The 15,683-nt window shown below is 66.4% G+C and carries 15 protein-coding genes; 8 read left to right on the forward strand and 7 right to left on the reverse strand.

Annotated features, from left to right (window positions below; genetic code table 11):
* Window positions 1-48: 48 nt before the first annotated feature.
* The 4 genes from ABIE00_RS06660 to ABIE00_RS06675 all read right to left on the reverse strand — a co-directional run bounded on the left by ABIE00_RS06660 (window position 49) and on the right by ABIE00_RS06675 (window position 3,212).
* Window positions 49-900 (reverse strand): anti-sigma factor, encoded by an 852-nt coding sequence (locus ABIE00_RS06660; RefSeq protein ID WP_354258287.1) that lies wholly within the window; start codon window positions 898-900, stop codon window positions 49-51.
* A 2-nt stretch (window positions 901-902) separates the two neighbouring features.
* Entirely contained in the window at window positions 903-1,508 is a 606-nt protein-coding gene (locus ABIE00_RS06665; protein WP_354258290.1) for a sigma-70 family RNA polymerase sigma factor, read from the reverse strand.
* A gap of 225 nt (window positions 1,509-1,733) precedes the next feature.
* Window positions 1,734-2,201, reverse strand: coding sequence for a tRNA (cytidine(34)-2'-O)-methyltransferase (locus ABIE00_RS06670; protein WP_354258293.1), 468 nt, complete (start codon window positions 2,199-2,201; stop codon window positions 1,734-1,736).
* A gap of 66 nt (window positions 2,202-2,267) precedes the next feature.
* Complete coding sequence (locus ABIE00_RS06675) at window positions 2,268-3,212, reverse strand: J domain-containing protein (protein ID WP_354258296.1); 945 nt, start codon at window positions 3,210-3,212, stop codon at window positions 2,268-2,270.
* Between the two features lie 149 nt (window positions 3,213-3,361).
* Between ABIE00_RS06675 and ABIE00_RS06680 the strand changes: the two genes are divergently transcribed.
* Complete coding sequence (locus ABIE00_RS06680; RefSeq protein ID WP_354258299.1) at window positions 3,362-4,057, forward strand: hypothetical protein; 696 nt, start codon at window positions 3,362-3,364, stop codon at window positions 4,055-4,057.
* Here the strand turns inward: ABIE00_RS06680 and ABIE00_RS06685 are convergent.
* The gene (locus ABIE00_RS06685; RefSeq protein WP_354258302.1) at window positions 4,027-4,473 is read right to left on the reverse strand and encodes a DoxX family membrane protein; all 447 of its coding nucleotides are present in this window, start codon (window positions 4,471-4,473) and stop codon (window positions 4,027-4,029) included. The two genes, ABIE00_RS06680 and ABIE00_RS06685, sit on opposite strands and share 31 nt — an antisense overlap.
* Window positions 4,474-4,565: 92 nt before the next feature.
* Between ABIE00_RS06685 and ABIE00_RS06690 the strand changes: the two genes are divergently transcribed.
* Window positions 4,566-5,255 carry a helix-turn-helix transcriptional regulator gene (locus tag ABIE00_RS06690; protein WP_354258305.1) on the forward strand — a complete coding sequence of 230 codons (690 nt, stop codon included), beginning with the start codon at window positions 4,566-4,568 and terminating at the stop codon, window positions 5,253-5,255.
* Between the two features lie 53 nt (window positions 5,256-5,308).
* Window positions 5,309-6,538 carry a cysteine desulfurase family protein gene (locus ABIE00_RS06695; RefSeq protein WP_354258308.1) on the forward strand — a complete coding sequence of 410 codons (1,230 nt, stop codon included), beginning with the start codon at window positions 5,309-5,311 and terminating at the stop codon, window positions 6,536-6,538.
* On the opposite strand, the gene ABIE00_RS06700 is transcribed toward ABIE00_RS06695, so the two are convergent.
* A complete protein-coding gene (locus ABIE00_RS06700; protein WP_354258311.1) occupies window positions 6,517-7,770 on the reverse strand; it encodes an NAD(P)/FAD-dependent oxidoreductase in 1,254 nt (417 codons plus the stop codon). The two genes, ABIE00_RS06695 and ABIE00_RS06700, sit on opposite strands and share 22 nt — an antisense overlap.
* A gap of 170 nt (window positions 7,771-7,940) precedes the next feature.
* Between ABIE00_RS06700 and mnmA the strand changes: the two genes are divergently transcribed.
* The 5 genes from mnmA (at window position 7,941) to ABIE00_RS06725 (ending at window position 14,919) form a co-directional block, all read left to right on the forward strand.
* Window positions 7,941-9,080 carry a tRNA 2-thiouridine(34) synthase MnmA gene (mnmA, locus tag ABIE00_RS06705; protein ID WP_354258314.1) on the forward strand — a complete coding sequence of 380 codons (1,140 nt, stop codon included), beginning with the start codon at window positions 7,941-7,943 and terminating at the stop codon, window positions 9,078-9,080.
* Window positions 9,081-9,329: 249 nt separating this feature from the next.
* Window positions 9,330-10,964, forward strand: a complete 1,635-nt coding sequence (locus ABIE00_RS06710; protein WP_354258317.1) for an ABC transporter substrate-binding protein — start codon at window positions 9,330-9,332, stop codon at window positions 10,962-10,964.
* A gap of 127 nt (window positions 10,965-11,091) precedes the next feature.
* Window positions 11,092-12,183, forward strand: coding sequence for an ABC transporter permease (locus ABIE00_RS06715; RefSeq protein WP_331575846.1), 1,092 nt, complete (start codon window positions 11,092-11,094; stop codon window positions 12,181-12,183).
* Between the two features lies 1 nt (window position 12,184).
* Window positions 12,185-13,207 carry an ABC transporter permease gene (locus ABIE00_RS06720; protein ID WP_354258320.1) on the forward strand — a complete coding sequence of 341 codons (1,023 nt, stop codon included), beginning with the start codon at window positions 12,185-12,187 and terminating at the stop codon, window positions 13,205-13,207.
* Complete coding sequence (locus ABIE00_RS06725; protein WP_354258323.1) at window positions 13,204-14,919, forward strand: ABC transporter ATP-binding protein; 1,716 nt, start codon at window positions 13,204-13,206, stop codon at window positions 14,917-14,919. The genes ABIE00_RS06720 and ABIE00_RS06725 overlap by 4 nt, the downstream gene beginning before the upstream one ends.
* Before the next feature lie 90 nt (window positions 14,920-15,009).
* Here the strand turns inward: ABIE00_RS06725 and ABIE00_RS06730 are convergent, their stop codons facing one another.
* Window positions 15,010-15,666: an NADPH-dependent F420 reductase gene (locus tag ABIE00_RS06730; RefSeq protein WP_354258326.1), complete on the reverse strand. Its 657-nt coding sequence runs from the start codon at window positions 15,664-15,666 to the stop codon at window positions 15,010-15,012.
* Between the last annotated feature and the right edge of the window lie 17 nt (window positions 15,667-15,683).

Here is a 15,683-nt window from a genome sequence, read left to right on the forward strand (position 1 = left end):
AGCGTGGAAGTTGACGCATCGTCAACGTCAAGCGCCCGGCGCCGAGAGTCAGGTGTTGAGCGGGGCGGCAGCCACGGTGGGGAGCGTCGGGGTCGCCGATCCGCCGACGGGCTCGACAGTGATGCCGAGCGAGGCAGCGGAGCCGATGCCCTTGACCAGGGCCGGCTTCGACAATGCCTCTGCATCCATCAGCCCCTCGGAGACGGGGGTGGACCCATCCTTCGGAATCAGCCACATCTGGTACACCTTGCCCGCGGGCGGCGGTGGCACATCCTTCATCCGCACCACCAGGGCATCATGGGACGGCGAAATCGAAACCGTGGCCGTGCCTCCGCCGCTGACGTCGACGGTCGCCTGCCTCGCGTCCTGCGCCTCGATGACCTGCCTGAAGGGATCGTTTTGGTTGGCGACGTAGGCGCCGATCCCCACGCCGCCGAGCGCGATCACGGCAGCAGCCGCAACGCCGATCAGCCAGTTGCGGAGGCCGGCCGGCCCGCGTCGTGCTTCACGGCGCTGGCGGGCAGCGGCAAGCTCGTCGGCCGTCGGTTCAGCCAGCGCATCTGCGTCCGCATGGGGTTTGGCCGCCTCCGCGGCCGGTGCTGCAGCGGGAAGCTGCGCGAAGATCCGGGCGAACAGGTCCGCGGGCGGCTCCTCCTCGGCGGTAAAGGACATGGCCAGGGTCTCCCTGGCCTGGCGGACGCGTTCGTTGAAGGATGCGCGTTCCGCCTCGGGAGCGCCGCTGATGTAGGCGTCGATGGCTTCCCGCTCCGCGTCGGTGATGGCGTCGAGGGCGTAGATCTCGGCGAGCTCGACTGCCCGGCCGGCCGCGAGGTCGGTGGGAATGTCTGCGGCAAATGCCCGGGGCAACTGGCGGCCGCGGGAATCATTCGTATCGGTCATTGTCAGCTCACCCCCAGGCAGGTCTTGAGTCGGATCAGTCCGTCGCGGATGCGGGACTTGATGGTTGGAATGGCCGCGTTCAGCTTCTCGGCCACTTCGCGGTAGGTGAGGCCGCCGTAATAGGCGAGCCGCACGGATTCCTGCTGCGTTTCGGTCAGCGTCCCCAGGCAGCGCACCACTGCTTCCGCCTCGAGCCGGCTGTCCACCTCGTCCGACACGGAGTCATGGTCTATGTCCTGGCTGTTGGCCCCGTACCTGGCCTCACGCTCGCTCGCGGACTGCGATGACCGGACCCGGTCAACTGCCCGGCGGTGCGAGATGGTCATGAGCCAGGCCAGGGGGCTTCCGCTGGCCGGATCGAACTTCGCGGCGTTTTGCCAGACCTGCAGGAAGACCTCCTGGACGGTGTCCTCGCTGAGCTCCGGGTCGATCAGCACACGGCGCGCCATGCCGAACACCCGCCGCGAGGTGAGCCGGTAGAACTCGGCGAAAGACGCCTGGTCGCCCTGGGCAATACGCTCCAGCAGCTGTGCCAGCTGCTGACTAAGGTCGACGGCGGTGCCGGGCGGCGCGGTGGCGTCAAAGTTCGGCGCGTTGGGAGTTTCCATCACTCTCAAGCATAGGTGGCCTGCCTGCGGGTGCGGCACACCATAACCGGCCACGGCAGCATCGTGCCGGGCAAAACGGAAAGCTGTGTTGCCCGGCCTCTGTGTTCTCACCTGCCGCTCCTTACGCCCTGTGGATGTGGTGGATGTGCATGCCCTTTGGCTGCGCCCAAGAGGGATTCGGTGCGGCACGGGCCTTGGATGGGTGGCAGTCCAGGAGCGCTGCACTCAGAGCTTGGCGCCGGTGAAACCCTGCTGGCGCCAAGCCTCGTAGACGGCGATGGATGCCGCATTCGCCAGGTTCAGTGACCGAAGTGACGGCAGCATGGGCAGGCGGACCCGGGAGGTGACGTGGGGATCGCGCTTGAGGTCCTCAGGCAGGCCCACCGACTCCGGGCCGAACATCAGGACATCACCGGGCCGGTAGGCAATGTCCGTGTAGGACACCTCGCCGTCGGCGGTGAAGGCGAAGACGCGCTCCGGCTGCAGTGCCGCCCAGGCGGCCTCGATGCTGGGGTGGACGGTGACCACTGCCAGGTCGTGGTAGTCCAGGCCAGCACGGCGGAGCTTGGCATCGGAGAAGTCGAAGCCCAGGGGCTCCACTAGGTGGAGTTCGGCGCCGGTGATGGCGGCGAGACGGATGGCGTTGCCCGTATTGCCGGGAATTTCGGGCGTGTGGAAGAGGATGCGGAACACGCTTCCATCCTAGCGGCGGCCTGGGCGGAGGATTTCGGTCACGGCCTCAGCGCTCCGGACCTGGCCTCAGTGCATGCCCCTCAGCAGCCGCGCGAGCACGGGGACGTTGACGGTGTTCGGCGCCGGGCCGGAGGACAGGAAATCCTTCAGCCCGCGGGCCAGGCCCGCGGCATTGACCACCTGGACAATGTCGGAGCCGCCGCGGGACCGGCGGTGGCGGTCGATGACGGGTTCGTGGAGGTTGCCGTCCGGGCTGTGGACCACTGTCCAGCCGGTCACGTTGAGCTCCGGAAAGATGTCCTGCATCCGCCGGACCACCTGGGCCAGCTGCGGCGGGGCGATCGACCTGCCGCCGTGGTTCAGCGTGTTTCCGTCCCACGCGTAGGCGCCCTTGGGCAGCAGCATGGAGCCGATCAGCGCCAGCCGGTAGCCCGAGAGCAGGGCGTGGTCAATATGGCTGTTGTCCGCCGGGGACTGCAGCCCGTTGATCAGGCGCGCCGCAGGGATCGCCGGCAGGACCTGCCTGCTGATCAGCTGGACCGTGCGCAGCTCCCGCTGGATCCGGGCCTCAGCGCCAAAGATGCCCCGCTTCCTGGGCATTCCGTGGACCTGCTGGCCGGCGATTTCCGGCGGCAGCAGGGGGACGGCTCCGGGCGTGTCGAAGGGCGGCACGTAGACGGGGGCATCGCCGGACGTGTTCCGGGGCGTTCCCGGCTTGTGGATCGTCGCGGAGGCGTGGCTGCCGGCAGCGGGGGCGTCAAAGTGGGCCTCGTCGCTCTCTGCGCGGCTCCTGCGCGGGCCGGCGGCGTAGGAACGGTCATAGGCGGCCCGCCGCTGGGGGTCGATAAGGGTTTCGTAGGCAAGGGTCACCTGGCGGAACCTGGCGGCGTCGCCTCCGTGGTCGGGATGCGAAGCACGGGCAGCCTTGCGGTAGGCCACCTTGATCTCCCTCTCCGTCGCGGTCACCGCCACGCGGAGCACTTCGTAGTGGGAACTGCTGCCCTTGGTCAAGCATGATCCTTAAGTCGTTGTTGCCGGCGCGCATGCGCGGCCCGGTGAGCCAAGCATATAAGCCGGTCTTGACGGTCTTCTGGATCAACGACCGCAGCAGGGCAGCCGGTTCCCGCCGGTGGAAACGCGGGACGTCTAGACTTTTCGGAATGGGAGTTCGGACAGGTCGCGGCGGTGCCCGCCTTACATGCGTGGTGGTGGCAGCCGTCGCAGCCACGGCCTTCCTGGGCGGCTGCAGCATCGGTGTCCCGGATCCTGCGGCCCCAAGCAACCGGCCTGTCACCAGTGGACCCGGCACACCGAGCATCACCCCCGGGCACGACGCCGGTGCGGTGGCTGCCCGGGACATGCCCTTCTCGGCGGGGCCCACGCTGGCGCACGGCGTTCCCGTCGGGCTGTCGGAGGACCTGGCCGAAGCGCCGCAATGGAAACAGGTGGTCCGTAACGCCGGCGGTACGAGCCGCTATCAAAAGTCCGACGGCTGCCAGGTTGCGGCCGGGGTGCGCCAGAACCAGTGGCCCCTGGTGGCTGATGATGACAGGGCCTCCACAGCGGCGCTATTCGCTTACCTGGACCCCACAATCCTGCCGGCGTACCTGAAGCCGGCGTCGCTGCGGTGGGGCGGCGAACGGGGTAAGCCCGCGCCGGCCGTGGATGTACTGGTCTTGGAACGTGCCGCCAAATCAACAGGCCGGGGAGCCGGCAAGGCCACCGCGGTGCTGGCCCGGGTTTTTGGCGAGGCCGGCTCCTCGGTGTACGTATCGGCGTCGTGCCCGACGGCGGCGGCGCTCGCCGCCGCCCGGGCAGACATTGCTCAATGGCTGACGGTGGTTCCGCCGGACTGACGGGCCGCGGCGGCCGTGGCCAGCCGGTTGAGAGCCAGCGCGCCCACAAACAGGCCGAAGTCGCGCAGGGCGACGTCGAAGAAGGCGCCGAGGATGACCAGGTTCAGGATGATCCCCAACAGCCAGGCAGCCACCACGAGCGAGCCGATACGCGGCCGCAGGGCTACCAGTATCCCGGCGATGATCTCGACGACGCCGACGACGTACATCACCGTCTGGGCCGGCAAATGCAGGGTATCCGGAACGATCGGTGCCAGATAGCCGGTCCAGTCGGTCAGGAGGTTGGTGAACTTGTCCAGGCCGAACAGGATGGGCGCCACAGTGAAGACGGTGCGCAGGAGCAGGAACGCCTGGCGGGCCGGATCCGCGGCGAGCGTGTTCGGGTTTGCCGACTCCCTGAGTGTTGTGGTTTTCATGACGAACTCCCTTCTAAAAGTAGATAGCTTGATTTTAGAACCGCGGATCCTTCTTTAGCAACAGATCTTGATTTTAGAGTTACGCTGGATTTATGAGCCGCAAACCTGAAGACCGCGAACCAAGGACCGCCCTCTCGTGGACCGGCCGTTTGGCCGCCCTGGCCTCGCTGGGTGATGCGAGCAGGCGGCGCCTTTTTGAGTACGTCACCGGGCAACCGTCGGCTGTGGGGAGGGACGATGCGGCGGCTGCGCTGGACATGCCCCGGTCCACGGCGTCGTTCCACCTGGACAAGCTGGTCCGGGACGGGCTGCTGGCCGTAGAGTTCCGCAAACTCGGCGGAAAGGCCGGACCGGGGTCGGGCCGCCCGGCGAAGCTCTACCGCCCGGCGCTGGACGAGGTCGGCGTATCAGTACCGGAACGGAGCTACGACCTGGCCGGTGAGCTGATGGCTACCGCGATTGAATCCTCCATAGCCGACGGGGGAGGGGTCCGCGAGGCGTTGACCGATGCCTCTTACTCGCGCGGCCATGCCCTGGGCGGCGGCGGGGTATCGCTGGAGGAAGTGCTCGGCACTATCGGCTACATGCCGGAACAGGACGGCGAGGGCGGAACAATCCTCATGAACTGTCCGTTCCACCGGCTCGCCGACGGGCACACAGACGTGGTGTGTGCCATGAACGGCGCCTTGTTGAGTGGCGCCGCAGCAGCCTGCGGGATCCCGGAGGACAAGGTGGTGGAGGACCGGACGGTCGGGCGCTGCTGCGCCAGGATCAGGCCGTGAAAGCCACTTCAGCCTGACTGCACCGGAAATCCGGCGGCGTCTAGAATCTAAGCGTGCCTGTTTACCTGGACCATGCCGCCACCACACCCATTGCCGCCGAAGCGCTGGCTGCCCTGACGCGCGAGCTGTCCCGGACCGGGAACCCCTCGTCCCTGCACGGCTCCGGCCGCCGGGCGAGGCGTTCCGTGGAGGATGCGCGGGAAACCCTTGCCGCTGCGGCAGGCGCCCATCCCTCGGAGGTCATCTTCACCTCGGGCGGCACAGAAGCGGACAACCTGGCCGTCAAGGGCCTGTATTGGTCCCGGCAGGCTGAAGACCCGCGCCGGCGCCGGATCCTGTGCTCCGCCGTCGAGCACCACGCCGTCATGGACACCGTTGAGTGGCTGGAACGCCACGAAGGGGCGGAGGTTGCGTGGCTGCCCGTCCACCATGACGGCGTGCTGGACCTGGAAGCGCTGCAGACGGAACTGCAGCGTGAGCCCGAATCCATTGCCCTGGTGACGGTCATGTGGGCCAACAACGAGGTGGGGAGCATCCAGCCCGTCCGCCGCGTCGTGGAGCTGGCGCACGACGCCGGGGTCCCGGTGCATTCGGACGCGGTGCAGGCATTCGGTTCCCTCCCCGTGGATTTCCGCGACTCCGGGCTGGACGCCATGTCCATCTCAGGCCACAAGATCGGCGGTCCGGTGGGCGTCGGGGCGCTCATTCTGGGGAGGTCGGTGAAGCTCACGCCGGTACAGCACGGTGGCGGCCAGGAGCGTGACGTCCGCTCGGGAACGCTCGACACCGCATCCATCGCGGCCTTTGCCGCCGCAGCTGACACCGCGGCAAAGAACCTCGACGCCGAAGCTGCGCGGATTTCCCGGCTGCGCGACCGGCTGATCGCGGGGGTCCGCAATACGGTTCCGGCGGCGGTGCTGCGCGGTCCGGAGGGGGACGGGCGCCTGCCCGGAAATGCCCACTTCACGTTCCCCGGCTGCGAAGGCGACTCCCTGCTGTTCCTCCTGGACCTCGCCGGCGTCGAATCATCGACCGGCTCGGCGTGTACGGCAGGCGTTCCGCGTCCGTCACACGTCCTCCTGGCCATGGGCCTGGACGAGGAGACGGCACGCGGGGCACAGCGCTTCACCCTGGGGCATCCTTCGACCGAAGCGGACGTGGACGCCCTCCTTGCCGCCCTGCCCGGCGCTTATGCCCGGGCGCGGCAGGCCGGAATGGCCGGACACGAATCCTCCATTCAGACGGCTGCCACCGTTGCCCGTCAGGGTTCGGGCATCAGCTGATCGAACGTCACGTTCCCGTCAGCCAGCCGCTCGGCAGGGACCTCGACGCGGGCGGTGATGAGCGCCTTGATGGTCTTTTGGGCACTCGGCTTGACGGACCTCGGCCAGTTGACGTTCATGCCGGCCACCACCCGGCCGTCCTGCTGCCAGAACGCCACGAACTCCTTGCGTTCCAGTGAACCGCGGATGACCGGGGCCGCTTTTGCCGCCAGGGACGGGAAGCCCGAGTACTCCATGCTGACGTCGAACTGGTCGGTGTAGAAGTAGGGAACCATGTCCAGGGCAACGTCCTGGCCAAGCATGGCCTTGGCCGCCACCTTGCCGCCGTTGAGTGCGTTGGACCAGTGTTCGCTGCGGTGGTGCTCGCCCGTGAACGGATGCATCGCATTGGCGGCGTCGCCGGCCGCAAAGATATCCGGCGCGCTGGTGCGCAGCGAAGCGTCGGTGAGGATCCCGTTGCGGATCTCCAGCCCGGCCGCGGAGGCAAGTGAAGTTTCCGGAACCACCCCCACAGCGATGACCACGATGTCCGCCGGCAGGAGCTCACCGGCGTCGGTCACCACACCGGTCACCTTCCCGTTGTGTCCGGTGATCTCCTTGGCTGAGGCGGGAAGCCGGAAATGGACTCCGTTCTCCTCGTGGAGGGTGCGGAAGAAGCTGCCGAGTTCCGGCCCGATCGCCGCAGCGAGCGGGATATCCTCAAGCCCGAGCAGCGTGACCTGGTTGCCGTAAGTGCTTGCCGCTGCAGCCAGTTCCATCCCGATCCAGCCGGAGCCGATGAGCACGACGTTCCGGCCGCCGGATGCGAGCTGCTCCCGCAGGCGCCGGCTGTCATCGATCGTGCGGAACGTGGTGACGCCGTCCAGTTCGGCGCCGGTCAGCGGCAGCGTCCGGGGCGTGGCGCCGGGCGCCAGCAGGAGTGCCCCGTACCCCTGGACCGTCCCGTCCGCGAAGCGGACGGTATGTGCCGCCGGATCGACTGACGCCACCGGGCTGCCCAGCCGGAGGCTGACATTGTTGTCGGCGTACCAGCTCTCCGGCACAACCTCGACGGCGTCCTCCGCGGCCTTGCCGAGCAGGTACTCCTTGGACAGCGGCGGCCGGAGATAGGGAGGGTGCGGTTCGGTCCCCGCGATGGTGATGTTCCCGGCATACCCTTCGGCGCGCAGGGTGCGGGCCGCCGTCGCTCCGGCCAGCCCGGCGCCGGCGATGACAATGCTTTCAGGGGTCATGGCGCTACTCGATTCGCACGGCAGGCTGCGGGCCTGCTTTCTAAAAACGGTACTCGTGACTTTAGAAGGGCGGGATGAGCCCGTCAAGGAAATTTATGCCCTGATTCCGCCGGGCAGTAGAATGGTTCGGCAACCCGTGCGTCATGGGGCCAATCCAACAGAAAGCCATAATGCGAGTTCTAGCAGCCATGAGCGGCGGCGTTGACTCCGCCGTTGCAGCCGCCCGCGCCGTCGAGGCGGGGCACGACGTCGTCGGCGTTCACCTCGCGCTGTCGAGGATGCCGGGCACCCTGCGTACCGGCAGCAGGGGCTGCTGCACGATTGAAGATTCACGCGACGCCTGGCGGGCCTGCGACGTCCTGGGGATTCCCTACTACGTGTGGGATTTCTCGGAGCGGTTCAAGGAGGATGTGGTCCAGGACTTCATCGATGAGTACGCCGCCGGGCGTACGCCCAACCCCTGCATGCGCTGCAATGAGCGCATCAAGTTTGCCGCCCTGCTCGAAAAGGCGATCGCCCTCGGGTTCGATGCCGTCTGCACTGGCCATTACGCCAAGGTCATCGAGGACGCCGACGGAAACCGCGAGCTGCACCGCGCCGCCGACTGGGCCAAGGACCAGAGCTACGTCCTGGGTGTGCTTACCCATGAGCAGCTGAAGCACTCCATGTTCCCGCTGGCGGACACCCCCTCGAAGGCGGAGGTGCGTGCGGAGGCCGAACGGCGCGGGCTGTCCGTGGCCAACAAGCCGGACAGCCATGACATCTGCTTCATCCCGGACGGTGACACCGCCGGATGGCTCGCGGAAAAGATCGACATGACCACGGGCGACATTGTGGATGAAACGGGCGCCAAAGTGGGGGAACATGCCGGCGCGAACGCGTTCACGGTTGGTCAGCGGCGGGGCCTGAAGCTCGGCCGGCCGGCGGCCGACGGCAAGCCGCGGTTCGTGCTGGAGATCCGGCCGAAGGAAAACAAGGTGGTGGTAGGGCCCGAAGCCCTGCTGGCCATCGACGAGATCCGCGGCATCAAGGTTTCCTGGGCGGGCCTGCCCATTAGCGAGGTTGGCTCCGGTGCCGACTTTGACTGCCATGCCCAAGTGCGCGCGCACGGGGACCCCGTTCCTGCCGTTGCGCGAATCGAGTGGGTTGCCGACGACTCCGGAATCGAGCGCGACAGCCTTGTGGTGATCCTGACGGATCCCCTGCGCGGTGTCTCGCCGGGCCAGACCGTGGTCCTGTACCAGGGCAGCAGGGTCCTGGGCCAAGCGACCATCGACGCTGCCCGATCCCTGCAGCGGGCGCAACTTTGACCATGCTCCGGATTCCGGAATGAGGACGGCCGGCGGATTTGTTCCGCCGGCCGTTTTTGTTGCCATTTCCGGGTTTCCGACCGTTCGGTCAGCGGAATGGAAATCCTTCTGGTAAATTTTGTGTCTCAACTCACACGATGCAATGTTTCACCGGACAACCTTCTGGTTGAATCAGAGGCATCAGCGGGCTGCCCGCACACGAGTCGGATCGGGCACCCCGCGCGTACTCAACGAACAGAAAGTTCACAGATGGCAAAGAATCAGAGGGCCTTGCGGAGCGCTATCGCGCTGGCAGGCGTTTCCGCTTTCGCACTCACAGCCTGCACCGGACCGTCCGGAGGCGGCGGCACGTCCACCGGCGGCGCCGGCGGGGGCACCATCACCTACGGCACCACGGACAAAGTTGTCACCCTGGACCCGGCCGGATCCTACGACGCCGGCTCGTTCATGGTGATGAACCAGATCTATCCGTTCCTCATGAACTCCAAGCCGGGCAGCGCCGACGCTGTGCCGGACATCGCCGAATCGGCGTCGTTCACCACCCCCACTGAGTACACCGTCAAGCTCAAGCCCGGACTCAAGTTCGCCAACGGCCACGCGCTGACCTCCTCCGACGTGAAGTTCTCGATCGACCGCGTGGTTAAGATCGCCGACCCCAACGGCCCGGCCGCCCTGCTGTCGAACCTGAAGTCCGTGGCAGCCAAGGACGACTCAACCGTGGTCTTCACCCTCAAAGCCGGCAACGACCAGGTCTTCCCCGGCGTCCTGGCCGCCAACTCCGGACCGATCGTCGACGAGGAGGTCTTCCCGGCGGACAAGGTCCTCAGCGACGACGAAATCGTCAAGGGCAAGCCGTTTGCCGGGCCGTACACCATCGAGAGCTACAAGAAGAACGAGCTCGTCAGCCTCAAGGCAAACCCCGACTACCAGGGGCTCCTGGGCAAGCCCGCCAACGACGGCGCCACCATCAAGTACTACGCCGACTCCAACAACCTGAAGCTGGACGTCCAGCAGGGCAACATCGACGTCGCCGGCCGCAGCCTGACGGCCACCGACGCCGCTGACCTTGAAAAGGACTCGAAGGTCAAGGTGCACAAGGGCCCCGGCGGCGAACTTCGCTACATCGTCTTCAACTTTGACACCATGCCGTTCGGTGCCAAAACCGCCGACGCCGATGCCAAGAAGGCGCTCGCCGTACGCCAGGCGATGGCGGACATCGTGGACCGCGAGGCCATCGCCACGCAGGTCTACAAGGGCACCTACCTGCCCGCTTACTCCGTTGTTCCGGACGGTTTCAACGGAGCCATCCAGCCGCTCAAGGAAATGTACGGCGACGGCAACGGCAAGCCCAGCCTGGACAAGGCCAAGAAGGCCTTGGCTGACGCCGGCGTCACCGGCACCGTCAACATTAAGCTGCAGTACAACCCCGACCACTACGGCAAGTCCTCAGGCGACGAGTACGCCATGATCAAGGAACAGCTGGAAAAGTCGGGCCTGTTCAAGGTTGACCTCCAGTCCACCGAATGGGTCACCTATTCCAAGGCCCGGACGGCCGATGCCTACCCGGTCTACCAGCTCGGCTGGTTCCCGGACTATTCCGACGCCGACAACTACCTCACGCCGTTCTTCGTCCCCGGCAACTTCCTGAAGAACCACTACGAGAACTCCGCCGTCACCGAGCTGGTCACCAAGCAGCTCACCACTGTGGACAAGGCCGAACGCGAAAAGGTGCTGGGCGAGGCCCAGACAGCCGTCGCCAAGGACCTCTCCACGCTGCCGCTGCTGCAGGGCGCACAGCTCATGGTGGCGGGGGCAGACGTCAAGGGTGTGGACCAGACCCTGGACGCCTCATTCAAAACCCGCCTCGGAGTGATCTCGAAGTAGGGCTCCACCCCATCAGGTCCTGACCAGCCAGGAGGCGGGACGCCTTCCTGGCGTTCCGCCTTCCTGCTGGCCAGTGAACAGCCGATTCCGGGTTCGCAACGACCCGGAAACACAGAATCAGGCAGTAATGACAACTCTCATTGAGGCGCCGCCAAGCGACGCCGACGGCCTTTTGCCGACAAAGAAAAAGAAGTCCGGCGGGGGACTGGGCCAATACCTCCTGATCAGGTTCCTCCTGATCTTTCCCACGATCTTCATCCTGGTCACCATGGTGTTCTTCCTCATGCGGATCACCGGCGATCCCATCACGGCCGCACTGGGCGGCCGGCTGCCCCCGGACCAGCTGCAGGAACGGATCCACGCGGCCGGCTATGACCGCCCGCTTCCCGTGCAGTACTTCGAATACCTGGGCCAGCTTGTCACGGGCAATTTCGGCACCACGCTCTCCGACAACCGCAAAGTCACGGAGATGCTGACCACATACGGCTCGGCCACGCTTGAACTGACCATCAATGCGCTGATCGTCGCGCTGCTGGTCGGCATTCCGTTCGGGATGATCGCCGCGCACCGCCGCGACCACCTGCCCGACGCCGTGCTGCGCGTCTTCGCCATCCTCTGCTACGCCACTCCCGTGTTTTTCGCCGGCATGCTGCTAAAGCTGACCTTCGCCGTGTGGCTCGGCTGGCTGCCCGTGGCGGGCCGGGCCAAGACCTCCAGCGAACTTGCCCTCACCGGGCTGCAGGCGCCAACAGGGATTTATTGGCTCGATGCGCTCAGAAGCGGCAACACGGCCGCATTAGGCGACGTGATGGCGCATGCTGTCCTGCCCGCCCTTGCCCTGGGCCTGCTGACGGCCGGCATCTTCCTGCGGCTGGTACGCACCAACGTCATCGGCACCCTGGGCCGGGACTACATCGAGGCCGGACGCTCACGGGGCGTCAGCGAATTCCGGCTGGTCACCAAACACGCCTACAAGCCGGCCCTGATCCCCATCATCACCGTGATGGGACTGCAGATCGCCGTGATGCTGGGCGGCGCCGTGCTCACCGAGACCACGTTCGAGTGGAAGGGGCTGGGATTCCAGCTGGCCAATTACCTGACCGCCCGCGACTTCGTGGCGGTCCAGGGCATCGTGGTGCTCCTCGCCGTCATAGTCGCCGTCACCAACTTCATCGTGGACATCGTGGCCGCGCTGATCGATCCCCGTGTGAGGTACTGACATGAGCACTGCAACTCCGGTCGAAGCCACCGTGGACCGCAGGGCCCCGCTGTTCAAGCGGCTGCCCGTCATCTCCCACTTCAACAAGAGCGTCGGACTCCAGCGGGGGATGCTCGTCGCGGGCCTCGGCCTGACCGGCGTCTTCCTCCTGACCGCCATCTTCGCTCCGCTCCTCGCCCCGTACGGATTCGCGCAGCTCTCCGACGCCGACGGCAGCTTTCCCACGCAGCAGCCTCCCGGCGGAAAGCATCTGCTGGGTACCACCGTTGGAGGCTACGATGTCCTGTCCCGGGTCATCTGGGGCTCCCAGACCGCCATCCTCGTGATCGTGGTGGCGGTCGTCCTGTCCATCTTCGCCGGCGTCATCCTCGGCCTGGTGAGCGGATACCTCGGCGGCTGGCTCGACCGCATCCTCGTGGTGGTGGCGGACGCCATCTACGCGTTCCCGTCCCTGCTGGTGGCCATCGTCATGGCCATCGTCATCAGCGGCGGCGAGTCCAGCCTCTTCGGCGGCGTGCTCGCCGCGGCGATCTCCATCACCGTGGTGTTCATTCCGCAGTACTTCCGGGTCATCAGGGCGGAGACCATCAGGCTCAAGGCGGAACCCTTCGTCGAATCGGCGAAGGTTGTGGGCGCGTCCAGCATCCGCATCATGGGCAGGCATATCTACCGGAACGCCACCCGCACGCTGCCGCTGATCTTCACCCTGAATGCCTCCGAAGCGATCCTGACCCTCGCGGGCCTGGGCTTCCTGGGCTTCGGCATCGAGCCGTCATCCGCCGCCGAATGGGGTTTCGACCTGAACAAGGCCCTGGCGGACACCACGTCCGGCATCTGGTGGACCGGCGTGTTCCCGGGTCTGGCCATTGTCTGGACGGTGCTTGGCCTCACCCTGGTGGGCGAGAGCATCAATGACCTCAACGATCCACGCCTCCGCGGCCGCAAGCGCGCCGGTACGAAGGGCGGACCGGACTCGACCCTCGCGGCCCAGGCAGCCATTTCAGCAGATGTGAGAAGCTCATGACCATCAATATCGGATCTGTTTCTGACCGGCACGCGGCTGGCGCCGGACCGGTGCTGGACATCGACCATCTTAAGGTCACGTTCGCCACCGACGCCGGGGACGTCCACGCCGTCAAGGACGTGAGCCTTGAGGTGAAGGCCGGTGAAGTGCTCGCCATCGTCGGTGAATCGGGCTCCGGCAAGACTGTGACGGCCAAGACCATCCTGGGCCTGCTGCCGGAAACTGCCATCAGCTCCGGCGCGGTGCTGATCAACGGTAACAACGTCATCAGCGTCAGCCCCGGGAAGCTCCGCCAGATCCGGGGACGGGACGTGGCCATGGTCTTCCAGGAGCCGTCCACGGCTCTGAACCCCGTCTTCACCGTCGGCTGGCAGATCGCCGAAGGGATCCTCGCCCACACAGGCCGGGACAGCGGTAAGCGGGTCACGGCGAAGGAGGCGAAGGCCAGGGCCATCGAAGCCCTGCGCAAAGTCGGCATTCCGGACCCGGAAACGCGGGTCAACTACTACCCCCACCAGTTCTCCGGCGGACAAAAGCAGCGCGTGGTCATCGCCGCCGCGCTCGCCCTGAACCCGGGGCTGATTGTGGCGGACGAGCCCACCACCGCCCTGGACGTCACCGTGCAGGCGGAGATCCTGGAGCTCCTGCGGGATCTGCGGGACAAGTACGGGACATCCATCGTGCTGATCACACACAACATGGGAGTGGTGGCCGACCTTGCAGACCGCGTCGTGGTGATGTACCGGGGCGACGTCGTCGAGGAGGCCTCGGCGAAGACCCTCTTCGCCGAGCCGCAGCAGGAGTACACCCGCAAGCTGCTGGCCGCCGTGCCGCACCTTGGCCGGCATTCGGCGTCGGAGGGCATGACGGAACGGGCGCACCAGGGCGGCAAGGTCCTGGTGGAGGCGAAGGGCCTCACCATCGAATATCCCGGACGGCTGGGCAGTCCCGCCTTCAAGGCCGTGGACGGCGTCAGCTTCACCGTGTCCGAGGGGGAGGTGTTCGGACTCGTCGGCGAATCGGGGTCGGGCAAGACGACCATCGGCCGGGCCATCGCAGGCCTCAACCGGACCACCGGCGGAAGCCTGAACGTGCTCGGTTACGAGATGCTGAACTTCAAAGAACGGAGCTTCAAGCCGCTCCGGAAGGAGATCGGGTTCGTTTTCCAGGACCCGGCTGCGTCCTTCAACCCGCAGCTGACCATCGGCGACTGCGTCGCCGAACCCCTGGTCATCCACACCAGCCCGTCACCCGCACAGGCGCGCAAGCGCGTCGGTGAGCTGCTGGAGTCAGTCCAGCTGCCGGCGTCATACGCTGACCGTTTCCCGCATGAGCTCAGCGGCGGGCAGCGCCAGCGCGCTTCACTGGCGCGCGCCCTCATCCTGAACCCCAAACTGCTCATCGCAGATGAGCCGACGTCGGCACTGGACGTTTCGGTGCAGGCGAAAGTCCTGGAACTCTTCAAAGAAATCCAGCAGGAGTTCGGATTCGCCGCGCTCTTCATCAGCCATGACCTTGCCGTGGTGGACATGCTGTCGCACTGGGTCGGGGTGCTGTACAAGGGCAAGCTCGTGGAGCAGGGGATCGGCCACCAGGTCATGGGTGCCCCGCAACATGACTACACCAGGCGCCTCATCGCATCGCTGCCTGTCCCGGATCCCGCCGAGCAGGCCAAGCGCCGGGAGGACCACCGCGCCCTGCTGGGTATCTAGCCGCTGGGTATCCGGCGCACGCCGGACACCGCAAGGCAGCCACGCGTCCCCGTCCTCCGCCGAGGACGGGGACGCGTGGCTTTCGGATGGCTACCCGGAAACCACCTTGATATTGAACACGCTGTCTCCCTGCTTCAGGAAGATCCGCAGCCACAGCGGCAGCCACATCTCCAGGCCCCGTGCCGCCTCGAGCGCGCCCAGATCCCTGATGTGCTCCGGCCGCCAGCCGAATTCCCGCAGGAGTCCGGCCACCACGTCCTTGGCCTCCGCGTCATCCCCGGCCATGAACACATCGTGGTCCCCGCCCGCCAGCCGGTCCGGGGCCACCATGACATCGGCGCGCATGGTGTTCAGTGCCTTCACCACGCGGACAGTGGGAAACGCGCGCTGGATGGTCTCCGCCAGGCTGTCGGTGTTCGAGATGGACAGCGACGGCGGAAATCCCGCCGAATGGTCCAGCGGATTGGCCACATCGATCAACACCTTGCCGGCGAGGTTCCCCGTGCTGGCCGCGGCCAGCACATCAAGCGAAACTGTGCCGGGCGTCGCGTTGATGACCACCTCGGCCTCCGCCGCGGCGTCGAAGAAGGTCGCGGCCCTGGCCCGCGGCCCCGCTTCCGCCGCCCATCCCACGGCGGCTTCGTTGGTGGCGGTCCGTGACCCGAGAACGACGTCGTGCCCGGACTCCACGAGTTTGCCCGCCAAGGTCCTGCCCACCACTCCGGTACCAAGAACTGCGATCCTCATCTGCATCCTCCCTCATC

It is taken from the genome of Arthrobacter sp. OAP107 (assembly GCF_040546765.1).
Classification (GTDB): domain Bacteria; phylum Actinomycetota; class Actinomycetes; order Actinomycetales; family Micrococcaceae; genus Arthrobacter.